At 51.7% G+C, this 14,079-nt stretch carries 13 protein-coding genes; 6 read left to right on the forward strand and 7 right to left on the reverse strand.

Annotated elements, in window-relative coordinates; all coding sequences use genetic code 11:
• Positions 1–915: 915 nt before the first annotated feature.
• The gene (locus tag LOY42_RS04290) at positions 916–1,914 is read right to left on the reverse strand and encodes a hypothetical protein (RefSeq protein ID WP_258599871.1); all 999 of its coding nucleotides are present in this window, start codon (positions 1,912–1,914) and stop codon (positions 916–918) included.
• A 155-nt stretch (positions 1,915–2,069) separates the two neighbouring features.
• Here LOY42_RS04290 and LOY42_RS04295 point away from each other — a divergent pair, with 155 nt between their 5' ends.
• Both LOY42_RS04295 and LOY42_RS04300 read left to right on the forward strand, forming a co-directional pair.
• Positions 2,070–2,291: a hypothetical protein gene (locus tag LOY42_RS04295; RefSeq protein WP_258599872.1), complete on the forward strand. Its 222-nt coding sequence runs from the start codon at positions 2,070–2,072 to the stop codon at positions 2,289–2,291.
• A 90-nt stretch (positions 2,292–2,381) separates the two neighbouring features.
• Positions 2,382–2,852 carry a hypothetical protein gene (locus LOY42_RS04300; RefSeq protein ID WP_258599873.1) on the forward strand — a complete coding sequence of 157 codons (471 nt, stop codon included), beginning with the start codon at positions 2,382–2,384 and terminating at the stop codon, positions 2,850–2,852.
• A 340-nt stretch (positions 2,853–3,192) separates the two neighbouring features.
• Here LOY42_RS04300 and LOY42_RS04305 read toward each other — a convergent pair whose 3' ends face one another.
• From LOY42_RS04305 to LOY42_RS04320, 4 genes are all read right to left on the reverse strand, one after another.
• On the reverse strand, positions 3,193–3,594 hold the full coding sequence (locus LOY42_RS04305; protein WP_258599874.1) for a helix-turn-helix domain-containing protein: 402 nt from the start codon (positions 3,592–3,594) through the stop codon (positions 3,193–3,195).
• A gap of 60 nt (positions 3,595–3,654) precedes the next feature.
• The gene (locus LOY42_RS04310) at positions 3,655–3,924 is read right to left on the reverse strand and encodes a helix-turn-helix domain-containing protein (RefSeq protein ID WP_258599875.1); all 270 of its coding nucleotides are present in this window, start codon (positions 3,922–3,924) and stop codon (positions 3,655–3,657) included.
• A gap of 465 nt (positions 3,925–4,389) precedes the next feature.
• The gene (locus LOY42_RS04315; RefSeq protein WP_258599876.1) at positions 4,390–4,602 is read right to left on the reverse strand and encodes a hypothetical protein; all 213 of its coding nucleotides are present in this window, start codon (positions 4,600–4,602) and stop codon (positions 4,390–4,392) included.
• Positions 4,599–4,799, reverse strand: a complete 201-nt coding sequence (locus tag LOY42_RS04320) for a helix-turn-helix domain-containing protein (protein ID WP_258599877.1) — start codon at positions 4,797–4,799, stop codon at positions 4,599–4,601. The genes LOY42_RS04315 and LOY42_RS04320 overlap by 4 nt, the downstream gene beginning before the upstream one ends.
• 151 nt (positions 4,800–4,950) lie before the next feature.
• Between LOY42_RS04320 and LOY42_RS04325 the strand changes: the two genes are divergently transcribed.
• Positions 4,951–5,445 carry a hypothetical protein gene (locus tag LOY42_RS04325; RefSeq protein WP_258599878.1) on the forward strand — a complete coding sequence of 165 codons (495 nt, stop codon included), beginning with the start codon at positions 4,951–4,953 and terminating at the stop codon, positions 5,443–5,445.
• Here the strand turns inward: LOY42_RS04325 and LOY42_RS04330 are convergent.
• Positions 5,438–6,646 carry a site-specific integrase gene (locus tag LOY42_RS04330; protein ID WP_258599880.1) on the reverse strand — a complete coding sequence of 403 codons (1,209 nt, stop codon included), beginning with the start codon at positions 6,644–6,646 and terminating at the stop codon, positions 5,438–5,440. The two genes, LOY42_RS04325 and LOY42_RS04330, sit on opposite strands and share 8 nt — an antisense overlap.
• A gap of 482 nt (positions 6,647–7,128) precedes the next feature.
• Entirely contained in the window at positions 7,129–7,584 is a 456-nt protein-coding gene (locus tag LOY42_RS04335) for a hypothetical protein (RefSeq protein ID WP_258599881.1), read from the reverse strand.
• Positions 7,585–8,557: 973 nt separating this feature from the next.
• Here LOY42_RS04335 and LOY42_RS04340 point away from each other — a divergent pair.
• The 3 genes from LOY42_RS04340 (at position 8,558) to LOY42_RS04350 (ending at position 14,059) form a co-directional block, all read left to right on the forward strand.
• Positions 8,558–12,697 carry a tetratricopeptide repeat protein gene (locus tag LOY42_RS04340; RefSeq protein ID WP_258599883.1) on the forward strand — a complete coding sequence of 1,380 codons (4,140 nt, stop codon included), beginning with the start codon at positions 8,558–8,560 and terminating at the stop codon, positions 12,695–12,697.
• A gap of 998 nt (positions 12,698–13,695) precedes the next feature.
• Entirely contained in the window at positions 13,696–13,836 is a 141-nt protein-coding gene (locus LOY42_RS04345; RefSeq protein ID WP_258599885.1) for a hypothetical protein, read from the forward strand.
• Positions 13,829–14,059, forward strand: a complete 231-nt coding sequence (locus LOY42_RS04350) for a hypothetical protein (protein WP_102682137.1) — start codon at positions 13,829–13,831, stop codon at positions 14,057–14,059. Before LOY42_RS04345 ends, LOY42_RS04350 begins: the two co-directional genes overlap by 8 nt.
• Positions 14,060–14,079: the final 20 nt, after the last annotated feature.

The following is a 14,079-nucleotide window of genomic DNA, read 5'->3' on the forward strand; positions in this document are numbered from 1 at the left end:
CCTAAGGTGCTACACGTAACTGGACATAACGGGATGAATAAGCCTGATTTCCAGGCCTTCGAGAGCGTGTTTTTCGTTGCACTTAATTGGCGCAACCCTAAGTGATACGAACGAGGAATGACTTGCGAGAGAAGTTGTAGGTGGCGAGGAAACTACGAATGTCTTGTAGTAAGGGGCTGCTGTCTCAGCATCACCCAGGTGGTGACGCAGGTTCGCGCCGCCGGTGGAAACCTCGCGCCACGAAATGAAGAAGTGCCGTTTTGTGGCGCGCCTGCTCCTGGGCTCCTCATTTTTGAGGACACACCGGCCATCAGGTGAACGATTCGCTCACCCCCAACGGGGAATACCCGGAGAGCAGGAGGGGTTCGATTTGAAATCGCTCCCCGCATCCGGCCTAGCTGAAGCGAGGTGGGATTTCCTCACATCGACGGAATGGGCTTATCCCTACACCCTGGCCAACTCTGCCCGGTAGCAGAATTGCAAGGGTGGGGTATCTTGGTCATCCCCATGGCTCAAAAGTGAGCCACGTTCACAATTACCTGCTCCGGCCTGCTGTCAGGGCCGCAGGGCCGAATCGGACGATATGGTCTGTCTCGGCTTTTGTTCCGGCTTTCGGACTTCAAATCCAGAAGCTGGAGACCAAAGCCGGAATCACGGCTTAGCCAAAGCGGGAATTCCCGCCCAGTCCTTTTACGAGACGGTCACGAAAGGGGCTCGGCTGAATTCTCCGCTCAGCCCGGGGTAATGCCCTCAAAGCTGAGGACATCTCGCCCGCCTGAAGATGCGCTCAGGTTTGAGTACAGCTCGCCGCCGACCGCTCGTGCGAGATGCGCGGACTTCTGCTTGCATCTCGCTGGTCCCTCTAGTTCGTTCATCTACATCTGGATGCATTATTGACGTTAAATTATAGGATCTCTACTTGGACTTCGGAGTCAGCGAGGCCAGCGATTTTGTGATTTCTATGAACTGATTTTTCTCCAGTTCTATTTTCTTCAGCTCTAGAGTGGTTTGCCCCTTCTCGAGAATGTGGTTTCTTTCTGTCTCGGAAAGACTTGAAATGACTTTGTGCGAGGTTTCGGCGCGTTCGATGTGTAGCGCAGCGTCTAGTGAGAGGTATCTTATTTCAAGGTTGGTGAGTTCGTTTTGGTAATACTTTGCCTCGACCAAGTTCGACTTGTGAAGCCGAAGAAAGAAATAAGCCAGGATCTCAATTGAGATGATAAATGAAAATTTTGGGATGTAGTGAATTGCAGTAGCGTAATCACTTGATCCGATTGTTGGTCCAGTGTTAAAAAATTTTGAGTAAACTCCGAAGGCATCTGGAAATACAAATCCGGCTAGCGCAAGGATTCCCAAGATTGCTAGAGCAACGCCTGCCGCTAGATAGATCGCGCCTCGGAATCCGCAGCGATCTATCTCTCTTCGAATTCGGCCAAAAGACGCATCGCGAGTAAGGTTGATAATTGTATTTATTCGCGGTGTCGAATCGGTATCCTCGGTCGCATGTGCATATTTTTGGTAAATATATTTCGGAGTGCTTGTGATTGCGCTGAATTTAATGCTTTTGTTTAGCTGCTCATTTAAGAAGTTAATGTGGGTCTCTTGTGCCTTTATTGTTTCCTTGAGTTTCGTTCTGTCGTTATGTGTTTTTAGTGCATCAGGATCTTGTTCAAGTATTTTTCTGTCCCTAAATCCTGTCTGAAGAAACCAATATAAGATGTAAAACAAGCCTGCAGCAAATAAGATTGGATAGGCGTATTCCGCAATTTTCACCCACGGGGTTGGCTCAAAGCGGAATGGTACATCTACATAGAATTTAAGAAGTCCGCCAATCACGAGTGGCGTAAGGCTTAATATCCAACGAGCTCTGACTTTCCCATCAATAAAGAGTTTGTTTTGTAAATCTGTGTTCATAGAAGAAGACCTTTGATTTTTGCGGCATTATGCCACCACTGCAAGCGGGTTGGGCTGACGATGTTCAACTCTGATGAGTGCAGCTGTACGATGAGGCTTGCGTTTCCCGTAACGGTGGCTTAGAGTGTTTTACCGTTACGGGTAACGAGGGCGCTATGACTAACGACAAGAAGCCGAAAACCAATGCTGCCCGGCAGCGCGAATTTCGGGAGCGACAGCGAGAGCAGGGTTTCAAGCAGCAGACTATGTGGATTCACTCCGAAACGGAGCAGGAAGGGCGCCAGGCGGCGCTAGACGGTAAGCCACTCAAGCCCCTGGGGAGCAAAGACCCCATCAGTTGGGCGATCGGGTGGCTGAGCGAGAAGGGCAAGCAGTAAAGGGTGGGATTCCCCACATTTGAAAGTGGCCAACCCGGTGCGGCAACACCGGGAGGGCCTGCCACACGACGACACTTGAAGGTACACGTCATGCAACCTAAACAAGATACCAGCACCAAGCAACAAGGCCAACTTAAGTTCAAACGGCGCAAGCATCCGGCGGCGAAGCTGCCCTACATCGGCACCGAATTTTACACTCCAAAATCCAATGGTCATTGTTTGTGGGACGTTCCATTGACCGGTGACTACTGGGGAGGTTGGGACACTGGCCGGGCTCTCTCGCTTATGGCCCTTAAACACATCAAGGCCAACCATGACAATCCGATAGGCCACCTCGGCGGGATCGCGGCGAGCTGGCTGGAGCGCGCTCAGCAGGCCACACCAGAGGAGTTCGCGACATTGCGCGGCCAGGTGCTCGGTTTCATGCGTACCGTTGAGGTGGCGGCAATCGGCGGCCTGTTCCACGCTGGCTACGACACTGATTCCTGGGATGAGAAGAGTCTGCTCAAGGAGGCGAACAAGGGCCTCGCGTTCAGAGCTCCGGCAGAATGGAAGAACTGAGGACGGCAAGCGAATCATCACCATGATGGTGACAACTGGGCACTACCCTGGATCGGGGTGGTGCCCTTTTTCGTTGTGGGCCCGATAGTCCAGATCTGCATCACGGTGTCGCCGCCCTGGTCCTGCAGTGCGCGTAATTAATACCCTTGGGGGTGGTAAATTATAAAGACTGGGATATTTTCCGTTCACAGACTCATGGCAAACTCAGCAAATTCGGCAGATGACTAGGAAAAAATCCCAGTCGCTAGGAGGGCGCCCAACGCAACCGGACACAACCGGAAAACCGTATGGGAAAAAATCCCAGTCGATGGCGGAAAAAATCCCACCGAAAAAATCGAAATCAGGTGAACTTGAAAGGCGCCGGCCCTGGTGCGATCTCGAGGTTTTTCCCGGGGCATTCGTCGATGTACGCCCAGGCGAGCGCGTAGAGCGCGCATTGCGCCATTCCTGGCTCCCTGCCGCCCTTCCGGTAGGTGCGGGTGCGAATGATCAGTCCTGCATCGATCAACTCCTGGAGAGCCGACGCGAGCGTCTTGGCATCCATCTTTCGACCCTCGGCCATCATCTCGACTGTGCACGCCAAATCGCCGTTGTTGCGCCCGTTGTAATGCCGGCCGAGCTTGATGAGCACGGTCACTGCCTTGGGGCTGAGGTTGTCGAATGCTGGATGCATGAGCAGTCGATGGGGGAGAGCGAACACCCTCCCGCCGAAGTCGACCTTGTACTGCTTCTTTCTTGCCATTCGGCGACTCACACAATGGCGCCGGCGAGCGAGTTAGACTCACGCCCGCCGGCCGGTGCCTTAGTCGATATCTGCGTCCAGGACGTACAGTCCCACCCGGTGCGGCGGACGACCAGGCGCTGCAGCCTGGTAGCACCACCTGGTCAAGATGCCCCAGCCCTGCCGCCGCAAATGGCGGATCGTGGACGGTGGGTGGACGATATCCAGCTCCTGCGCAGCCTCGATGGACGACACAGGCCCCTTGCGCAGTGCGGCGATCATTCGCAAGGCTTGGGCGTTGGTGGAGTGGTTGTCAGGCAGATCTTCATCTGCGATAGTTTCAGCCGTCATAGTGGCTCCTTTCTGTAGGGGTCAGGCCCAGGTGGTGGTGGTGCACTGCCTGGGCAATTTCTCTCTCCTCGTATCCATCCTTTCGCTATGCCCCGCGGCCATCAGTCGCTGCAAGCCCCTCAAGCACACGCCCGAGATAGTGCTGACTAGTAGCGGCAGCCCTTGCCGTTGAGCTGGCCAACTTTCGGACTTCCTGCGCACTGCCATAGCCGCCGGCGATCATTCGCATACCCGAGGCCAAGAGGCTCAGCATTGCGTGGGCTTCGTCTACGGCTTCTCGTAGGTCTTCATAGGTAGGTCGGTAAGGGGTGGCGCCAGATGCGGGCGGATGGGTAGAATCGAGTCGCTGCGAGTCGTCTCCAGATTGATTTGCGGCACGCTGGGCCAGTGCCTCTAACACTGGCTCGGCACCACCCTTCACAAGCGCCAGTTTTGGCGTTTGCTTGTCTTCCTTGCTGCTCATCCTTAACCCTCCGTTTTGAAGAACTCGAGCACCTGCTCGGCGCTCATGTCGAAGCGCTCACCGGCCTCCACGCGATTGGTCGTAGCCTCCACCAACATGAAACCGCCACCGTTGTCGACCGAGAGGGTTCGCTTTGTGCTCTTGATGGCCCGATATCCCTCGCGTTCGGCCACCATCCTGACGCGTGCCTCCAGTGCTGCCTGATCCCTATTCATCGGGCATTCTCTTGGGCAGTGCGCTCGATGAACGCCTTCAGCTCCGACATCAGGGCCAGGCGGCGGCGCCCGATCTTGAACGTCTTTATCTCGCCCTTGGCGATGAACTCATAGGTGGCCGACCGGGAAATCCCAAGGATGCGGCCTGCTTCCTCTACGCCCACAGAAAGTGGGGCGGCTTGTATTGCTTGTTCCATGGTGTCTCTCCTTCATCCCGCGGCGCGGGCTCGAGAGGAATGCTAGGCGAGGAGGATCATGCACGTCAACTGATGTGCAGTGCGTAATGTGAATGCATGGACTTCTGTGGACGTGCCGTATACGCTTCTACGCCTCAAATGGAGGAATGTGATGACCAAGAACAAGCCCAACCAAGGTGCGCGCAAAACTGAAGCCTTGACATTGCGCCTGGATCCAAAGGTGCGATTCCTCATCGACTTGCTAGCGAGACAGAAACGACAGTCGATCACTGGCGTAATTGAGTCTGCGATTGAGACTTACGCGACGAATTTCCACATTGAGGCGGATATATGGAGTGAGGAGGATGGAGAAGAAAAAAAACAGACAGTATCAATGTATAGGCTCGCAAAAGAGCTATATTGCACAGATGATTCGTTCCGCTTCATGATGCTCGTGTGGCGTTGCCCGAGGCTTTTAAGTTATGAGGAGCTTAGGCTTAAGGAAACTATATACGGCTCAGAGTTTTTCTGGGATCAATATCCAGGTAGTACAAATCCTGTCGACGATATAGATACTACTCTTCTTCGAGAGCATTGGGCCGCCCTGCTCAAGCACGTAGATGAACATAAAAACTCGCCGACTGTAGTTCCTTACGAACCTAAATGAGTTCGACTGCAGCCGCCTTACTGTCTGGCGCCAGGTGAGCGTAGCGCAGCGTCATCTTGAGGTCGGCGTGCCCCAGCAGATCCCTAATCGTGTTCAGCGGCACACCCTTCATGGCCAACTTCGATGCGAACGTGTGTCGCAAGTCGTGCCAGCGAAACGAAATAATATTTGCCTCTTTCAATACGCGATCCCAAGACTTCTTGACGTTATCCATTACGCCGCCAGTTTGGCTTGGGAAGAGCAGAGGTAGGTCATTCGCCTGGTTTTTCCACTCCTTGATAGTTTGTAGGGCTTCCTTGTTCAACGGGATGTGTCTGGTTTGATCTGACTTTGCCCCTTCGCCCACAACTGTTAATATCTTCTGTCCAATATCAATATCAGACCAAGTTAAGTTGAAGAGCTCGCCGCGGCGCAGCCCAGTATTGAGGCTGATAATCGCCATCGGCTTTAAGTGGTCGGTAAAAGACCTGGCTCTCAAGTCTGGTAGCTCTTCCTTCTTCCGCTCTCGCCGCCACTGGTTTGCGCTGTCACGTTCAGCCCTGATCCGTTCCTCTCGATCGTCCAGAGCTTGGCGCAGTCGCTGTTCCTCTTCCGAGGATAGGAATCGAACCCGAGCGCGAGTGTCGAGCCGCATCGGCTTGAGCTTGGTCATCGGGTGCTGATCGAGGGCTCCCCACTCGACGGCCTTGGAAAGCGCTCCACGTAGGGCTGCAAGTTTTCTGTTTGCCGTGGCGTCCTTCAGGCCGGCAGCAAGCCACTTAACTCGCATAGCCTCCAGATCGCGCTGATTGATATCAGTGAGTGGTTTCCGCATCAGCGCACCGAAGCTGTACTCTATGGCGTGCCGCGTCTTCTGGTGAGCCTTGTGGTGTGTTTCCAGCCACGGGTAATAGCTTTCCTCCAGGTAGCTCTGAAGGGTGTGCGCAACTCGACGCTTGCTCTTGGTAGCCACTAGCGGGGCGCCGTGGGCGTGAGCCTCAGCAAGCCAGCGAGCGGCCTCTCTTCTCGCCTGGTCCAAGGTCATCATGCCCACTCGGCCCAAGGTGGCGGCCTGGTTCCGCCCCCAGGTCACCATATAGCTGGCGTGGCCACTGGGCAGAACCCTGATCGACAGGCCGGGTTGGGCTGTGTCGTGGATGCGGTAGGCCTTCTCCTGTGGCTGGATTCCGGAGAGTACCTTTGCGGTGATCTTGGTTTTCATGGTTAGACATCCGTGACAGCAGGGTGACAGCAAAAATGACTATACGGACCTGTCTCGGCGGACTCAACCAGACGGTATACCCCAATGAATGCGGGATTTACCCTGTAATCACAGGGCGCTATAACGCACTCGTAACGCGAAGGTCGCAGGTTCGATTCCTGTCTCCGGCACCAGATATCAAGAAGGCTTGCAGCGATGCAGGCTTTTTTTGTGCCTCGAACAAGGCGATAGGCCCAGGGCAATCGAGTCGCCCGCTGAAACAAATTACCGAGTGCCGATGGTTTGACCTATCCAGGCAAATCTTCGAGAATGAGCACTGAGGACTGCAACCGCGCATGTTTGGGCATGGCTTGCCAGTAATTGGCCCCCCGAATCTGGCAGCAGTGAAGCTGGCACTCACTGACGTAGGGACAGTCGATAGGCCCCACTATATGGCCGTTGATTTGACTGGGTTCTGACCTTAAGGATCGTAGATCCGGAAACTAAAGAATCGCTGCGACTACAGCCTCTTTAACATCCGAAGGCGACCCCGCAAGGGGCGCCTTTTCTTTTGCCCAATCAATCATGATTTCACCGACTTTGGTTCCTCGTGGAGTAGGTTGGGGCGTCCAGGTCACTACCGAGTAGTGGAATCCGAGTACGCGATCTCCTTCCCGCGGCTCTAGCGTCAGCGTCCCGTCTACCGTTCGCAACAGTGTGATGCGCTTTTTAGCCGCTAGAGGATGATTGGCGTCGTGGTAGATCTCGGTGCCCCTTGCCATGAGTGATGCGATAAAAGCCGCCAGCTGGTCCGGGCTTTTGATCCCCCTTTTGCGTAGAAACGCTTTCTTGCCATGCCAGATGTGCAGAAGCCCGTGGCCACTTGCTCTACCGCCCTTGCCCTGGTGATGCTGGCCGACTTTGACGTAAACCCTTCCCTCAGCGAGGTTGAGGCTCATGGCTGAAATCCGAGGGATCACGCCAAAGACGATGCCGCCCGTGGGGTGCTCCACGAGGTCGGCTGGTTTCATCTTGAAAATGGGGGAGGGGTGGTGACCACGGCGGCTCCTTTACTGCCGCTATGGTAAGGAAAAATGGAGGGCGGGCTCCTTGGAGAACATTTGCCGAGTGTTTCCCTGTGGTGCTTCCTCGACCGTGTGCGTCTGAACGACCTGAATGATTCGCTTACCTACTGCGAAGCGAGAAAATAAATCCGTCCCCTTTTTCCAGCGAGGCGACGCAGTATTACTATTTGCTGACTGTACGGCTACTCGCTTGTCGTCTACAAAAAACATGGGTGTTTAACCTCTGAGCGAGTATCTGATTTTGATAAGCACGACTGGCAGCAATCGACCCATTACTGCGCTTTAGGAAGGGCAGCTAACGGCCAAAAGCAGCCGCTCGAAAGGGTCTAGAAAAGCCGGGGCGATTCAACTATCTGCTGATTGTGCGGCTGCTCGCCGCGTTTGCAAAAAGCATGGGCGTTCAATCGCTGAGCGAGGTACTGCTCTTGATAGGCACGACTGGAAGCAATCAACCCATAGCTGCCCTTCGTGGAGGACAGCTAACGACCCACAGCGGTCCCTCACCGAAGACGGTTATCAGACAATAGTGGGCAATGGAATTGAAACTGTATTCAAATAGCGGATACTATGTGAGCACGATCGGCCTTGTATCAATTCCTAGATAGGTCTTTCATTTGGCAAGTCAACCCTAATCCTATGAAAATAATGCATATGGTAATTTGTTAAGACGCATCAATCCTCAAGCTCGATTTCAGTGATATATTAATTTCAGAGAGCTTTATTAGGAGTGTTGTGATATGGGGTCGATTAATATAAATAATTTTCAGTAGTATTACGGTCTTGGTAGCACCATTTTTGGTGCGCGGATGATGATTTATAATTGGATTTTCCAGAAATGGAGTTGCAAATGAGCGCTGAGGATTTCGCACTGAATGATCTCCCTGTTTCGAAAACTCTTATTGCGTTTGCCACACGATGGGGGACGCAGTTCGGAGGGGTCAATAGCTTTAATCAGGATTTGATCAGTGCTATTGCCGCTGTTGGCTTCGATAATGTAAAAACCATATGCGTAGTTTTAAATGCGAGCATTGAAGATCAGCAAAGTGCTCTCAACGATCAAGTGCACTTGGTTTCCCTTGATCTTCCCAATGAATCAGTATTTAAATCAGAGTTGGAGAGTTTGGTCTGGGGCAAGCTACAATCGAGCGCGATTAAATTTGACTGCAACCATACTGTATGGTTAGGCCATGATAGAATTACTGGTGCGATAGCGATTGCCGCCAGTAATCAGCGCGGTGGAAGATCAGCCCTTATTCATCATATGAGTTACAGTCGATACGAATCCTTCGCTGAAAAGAGTAGCACCGCGAAAGGCAAAGAAAACGAGCAGGCTAGGTTATTTGAAAATGCAGATATCGCAATGGCAGTTGGCCCGTTGCTGAGCGATGCGTTGTCAGACATTCGGAATGGTCAGGATGTTTTACAATTGGTTCCCGGTCTGCCTGACATAGTTGTTAAGGATACGCCAAAAATATTTAAAGGGTTTCTAAGTGGTCGGCTAAGTGACGATGCCTTGCGAATAAAACAAGCTCATCTCGGTGTTGCAGCTTTTGCCGACTCTATTCGACAGGCAGATGAAAACTCGGGCCTGCCGAACACCTTGCGCGGAGAGAATGAGCCTATGTTGACTCTCCGCGGAGTCGACTTTGAGAATCCCCATATTGAGCATCACCCAAGCGCAGAGCAGGAACTAAAGCTTTTTGCTGAAAAATATGCTGGTCGCGCTTTCAATTTAGTGGCTTTACCCTTCACAACTGATCGTAAAGAGCTATTTGATGACCTCAGAAGCTCTAGTGTAGCCATGATGCCATCGTGGCATGAAGGCTTTGGACTTGTCGCATGGGAAGCGATTGCGGCCGGAGTACCACTTATCGTCAGTAAAAAAAGTGGAGTTTATCGATTGCTCAGGGAGCTAAATGATGGAGCTTATCTATCTTGGCTATTCCCGATTGACGTAGCAGGCAGTAGTAACGAACCATACTTTCTAGATAAGGATATAACAGGTTTATCTAGAGAGCTAATAAGTATTGCGAAGGATCCTCAACTTGCACGTCAAAAAGCTGCACGACTGAGAGAAGCTTTAATTGGTGAGTTTACGTGGGCGAATTGCGCAAGAAGCATTGTTGGGGTGCTAGGTTGGCAGGCAATTGAAAGTGAACCTAGAATTGAGCTAATAGATCATAGGTTTGAAACGCTTTCATCAAGTAAAAGCGTAGATTTCATTAATCTTCCTAATCCGCGCTGGAGCGCGAATGCTGGTTTGAGTGACAGTCAGTTGCTGAGAGCAGAGGAGGCCATAATTCCCTTTGATCCCAAACGTGAGCCATTCCTGAACTCTCAGTTGAATTGGGCAACCTCACAGTTCCCAATCGCTGTTCGCTTACTGATAGGTGCAGGTGGTGTTGGGAAAACTAGGTTGGCGTTGGAGTTGTGCCTGCGCCTAAAAGTACAGGGGTGGGATGCAGGCTTCCTGTCCAGTGAGTGCGAAGTTAACAATTGTGAAAAGCTGATTAGCCAGATAAACGATTCTGGGAGGCCGTGTTGCGTTGTAATCGACTACGCTGAGACTCGCCAAGTTGTTTTGCTTGCAATCTTAAGATCCTTGCTTAAGGCCAAAACTTCAAGTGCTGTTCGTATTCTTCTATTGGCTCGTGATGGCGGTGAATGGTGGGCCGGCTTATCTGCAAAGGATGCGAGTTGTGAGGCCCTATTGGAAGGAGATGCCAGTAGTGGACCTTTTCTACTACCGCGCTTGCACAATAGTGAGTCTGAACGTCAAGAAGCATATTCGATAGCATTAAATACATTTGCAGATCTGTTGGGACTTACCCCGGGGCAACATATTCCCAAGCTTGTTGACCCGCACTTTGCTCATCCCCTATACATACAAATGGCGGCCTTGATGGCGCTTCGTGGTGAGCGACCGCGCTCAGCAGAGGCTCTTCAGCGAGCAGTTGTTAACCATGAGAAACGCTACTGGGGGAGGATCTTGTCTATTGTTCCAGGTGATAATAGTGCATATGAAAGACAGGCTGCACTTTTAATGACTCTTGCCACGCTTGCAAATGGTATCGCTACCGAACGAAGTATTGAAAAAGCGTGGGTGGCGGCTGGAGAAAAAAAATCAGACCTGCGCAGAGTTTTTACTTCTTTATCATCACTTTATCCTGACAGGCAGGGGCTTCAGGGTCTACGTCCGGACTTGATCGGAGAGGCACTAGTAGCACAAAGCCTGCTCGCCCGTAACGGCTCGATACTATTGGATGTTGTCATTGGTGGAGAAAAGAAGATACGACAATCAAGTTTGACTGTCCTTGCACGGCTGCTGCGTCACAGGACAGAATTAGCTTCACTTACTGAAGAAGTCCTGACAAAAAAATTTATACTTTGCATCGACGAAGTTATATCCGTCTGCATTGAAACCCCTAGCTCCCTACCTGAAATTGTACAGCGTGCCTACGAGAAATTGTCAAGGCCTCAAAAGCTGCAGGCAGCAGGCGTTCTCGAAGATAGATTGCATCATGAGGTATTACAACTTACGGCCTTGGATGTGGCGGTATCTAAAACTATTGCCGAAAGAAGGGCTGGGCAAGTCAAAAATAACAAGGAAGAAGATGTCGCGCAGTACGCGTCCGCAGTGAAAAATTTATCCATAGCTTATTATCGTGACGGGAAAGGTGATGAGGCGCTGTCTTTTGCGCGGGATTCTGTAAAGATTTACAGAGAGATCGCTCAACCGAAAACGATCAAGTTTAAATCTGGCTTTGCGGAATCGTTAATTAACTACTCGAACCGACTATGTGAACAAGGTCAGGCGGAAGAGGCGTTAACAATAGCTTTGCAGGCAGTTGAAATTTATCGCGCAATCAACAAGGTTGAACATGAAGGATATAATCGAGAACTTGCCGTCGCGCTAAATAGTTATGCATGCCGCCTAGATAATTTAGGTAGGGCCGATGAATCCATCGTGATTGCTAAAGAGTGCCTAGATCTTTACCAGAAAATAACCCTCGAGACTTCTGAGGATCTGAGAGGGGAGATCGCATCCGCCTTTAATAACTACGCAAACCGTCTAGTCACTGAAGGGAGGGACGAAGAAGCATCTGCGGCAGCAAAAGAAACCATGAATGCTTTTCAAGAGTTAGCAATTTCTGCACCACATCGCTTTCAGTCACAATTCGCGATGTCGCTTTGCAATTACTCTGGCTACTTATTCTTTCAGGAAAAATTCCCAGAGGCGAGAGACGCAATTGAACAAGCACTTGAAATATACAGACAATTGGTGGGGTTACGCCCTGATCGGTTCATTGGCGATTTGGCAAGCACACTTAGGAACTATGGAGACCACCTAAGCAAGATAGGTGAGTACGAAGATGGCCTTGCAGCGTATGAGGAGTCTTTAAATATTTGCCAAGAGCTAGCAGAGGTAAGATATGCTAGATTTAGTACTGATCTGACTTTTTCTTATTTGGGCTATGCAGATGGGTTGGCAAACACAGGGGATATCGAAGGAGCACTATCTGCAGAGCGTGAGGCTTTAAGCATATTAGATGACTTGGTAAGATCAAATCCAGGCTTCTATATGCCTCATCGAGAACATTGTCGACTGCATCTCAAATTACTGCAATGGCTATTGTCGGGGGAAATAGCTGTTGACGAAGTCCGCTACCAAGCCCCAGTGACTCGAAATGCGAGTATGCAGCGGGGTATCGAGTTTCACAGGCTCTGGCTAGTGGCATGGACCGAGCAAGGCTCCGGGCTTGTTTCAGAAGCACTTGGTTTTTTCTCCTTGTTGAATAGCACTCAACAAAGAGGGGCTGAAGCCCATATGTTTTTGCTAGTTAATTTGGCCGAGCATTTGTTTGGGAGTGGATTTATCGCAGATAGCTGGCGAGAAATGTCTGATCGCTACCGCATGAGAGTAGGTAATAAATATTCGCACTGGATGATCAAGGCAGCCGAAGCTAGAGGTCTAACTCTTTTATAGGCTGCGAATTATGAGATCTGGGAGTTATTAAATACCCAGAATTACAATAGTGGCCATTTATTGAGTTGCGCCTTGCTTGTCACATGCCTTGATTTTTTTTGGCACAAGTTGGGCGTTGGTGAATGGCCGCTATTGGCGTGAGCGGATTTCCACGAAGAACCTACATTATGTCGGTTTCTGCCGTTCCTTACGTATCATTTAAAGTAGGTGGGAGGAACCTCCGTAATTCCCAAATCGATTCCACTGAAAGCCACCGCTATCTGATTTTTTATAGATACCCTATGCGGTATGCAAAAAAATCCACCAAATTCCAGTCCCGCGAAAATGGGGCCATCACGGCCAACAATCGTCTGTTTGTCTCCGCACCTATCACCGCAGTCCTTGCAGTGCGGGCGTTTTGTTTCTAGCTATCTCAGCAAGCCTCATCAATGACCAGATGCAGCTAACCTGCACACGTCTGCTGTGACATGGCTACTGTACGCAGGAGACCACCAGGTCTGCCGAGTTATCTTTTCCTCGGTTCGCCAATCTGCGTACAGTTGCCACCCTTTCCACACGTAGGGCTGTCCATATCGGGCACGTTTTCAACATGGCAGCAGCACGTGGGACACCTCCGGTGTGCCGGTTCCTTTCGTTCCGTTCGGCCAACCCACGTACTGTTGCCACCCAGCCTCTTCGCGCAAGCCACTTCCTACGCTTCCTATCGCCAATTCCCATCCCCAAAACCTTGCACTAGAAGCCCCCAAGGAATAAATTCCCTACCAGTCGCGGCAAACTCCGCGACCGGGTTTGGCGACCCGGATAAACTTGGCGCAGCAGCGCCCCACACGATTGCAGGCGCTTTTTTTGTGCCCGCAGCCTCGTGCCATGGCGGCTGTGCGCGGGAGACCTTCGGGTCTGCCGGGTTCCAAGTTCCCGGTTCGCCAACCTGCGTACAGCTGCCACCCATTGTTTGGCGACAGTGCGTGGTGGTTCCAACCTAACTTGGAGTCTCATGCATGACCATCACACGTCTGTACAGGATCCTCGCATCCGCTCTCCGCCGCCCAACCCGTGCGGCCACCCCATCCCCAACCTTCTACCCGATCGACAGCCAGTCCCTTGCCGAGCGCGCCAATCGCGAGGTGCCCCATGACTGACCGTGACCGCATGTCTACCCTGCAAAGCTACGTCTGGACCCTCGAACTGCTAGGCGAGGCCCTGGTCCAGCATGACGAGGTGCTTGAGTGCGAGCACAACCCGCAACTGAGCTTCCGCAACACGGCGGGCATTCACCAGGCGATCCGGATCATCAGCCGCTTGGCCAGCGAGCAGTTCGGCAAGCTGGAGGTGATGAAAGAAGAGGGTGTTTCTACAGGCTGATGCTGCGCATCATCGGGGCC

The organism is Pseudomonas sp. B21-023 (assembly GCF_024749165.1).
Taxonomy (GTDB): domain Bacteria; phylum Pseudomonadota; class Gammaproteobacteria; order Pseudomonadales; family Pseudomonadaceae; genus Aquipseudomonas.

Excerpts from the sequence above, each read along its gene's own strand:
- LOY42_RS04290 (WP_258599871.1), bottom strand. The coding sequence starts at position 1,914 with ATGAACACAGATTTACAAAACAAACTCTTTATTGATGGGAAAGTCAGA.
- LOY42_RS04295 (WP_258599872.1), top strand. The coding sequence starts at position 2,070 with ATGACTAACGACAAGAAGCCGAAAACCAATGCTGCCCGGCAGCGCGAA.
- LOY42_RS04300 (WP_258599873.1), top strand. The coding sequence starts at position 2,382 with ATGCAACCTAAACAAGATACCAGCACCAAGCAACAAGGCCAACTTAAG.
- LOY42_RS04305 (WP_258599874.1), bottom strand. The coding sequence starts at position 3,594 with ATGGCAAGAAAGAAGCAGTACAAGGTCGACTTCGGCGGGAGGGTGTTC.
- LOY42_RS04310 (WP_258599875.1), bottom strand. The coding sequence starts at position 3,924 with ATGACGGCTGAAACTATCGCAGATGAAGATCTGCCTGACAACCACTCC.
- LOY42_RS04315 (WP_258599876.1), bottom strand. The coding sequence starts at position 4,602 with ATGAATAGGGATCAGGCAGCACTGGAGGCACGCGTCAGGATGGTGGCC.
- LOY42_RS04320 (WP_258599877.1), bottom strand. The coding sequence starts at position 4,799 with ATGGAACAAGCAATACAAGCCGCCCCACTTTCTGTGGGCGTAGAGGAA.
- LOY42_RS04325 (WP_258599878.1), top strand. The coding sequence starts at position 4,951 with ATGACCAAGAACAAGCCCAACCAAGGTGCGCGCAAAACTGAAGCCTTG.
- LOY42_RS04330 (WP_258599880.1), bottom strand. The coding sequence starts at position 6,646 with ATGAAAACCAAGATCACCGCAAAGGTACTCTCCGGAATCCAGCCACAG.
- LOY42_RS04335 (WP_258599881.1), bottom strand. The coding sequence starts at position 7,584 with ATGAGCCTCAACCTCGCTGAGGGAAGGGTTTACGTCAAAGTCGGCCAG.
- LOY42_RS04340 (WP_258599883.1), top strand. The coding sequence starts at position 8,558 with ATGAGCGCTGAGGATTTCGCACTGAATGATCTCCCTGTTTCGAAAACT.
- LOY42_RS04345 (WP_258599885.1), top strand. The coding sequence starts at position 13,696 with ATGACCATCACACGTCTGTACAGGATCCTCGCATCCGCTCTCCGCCGC.
- LOY42_RS04350 (WP_102682137.1), top strand. The coding sequence starts at position 13,829 with ATGACTGACCGTGACCGCATGTCTACCCTGCAAAGCTACGTCTGGACC.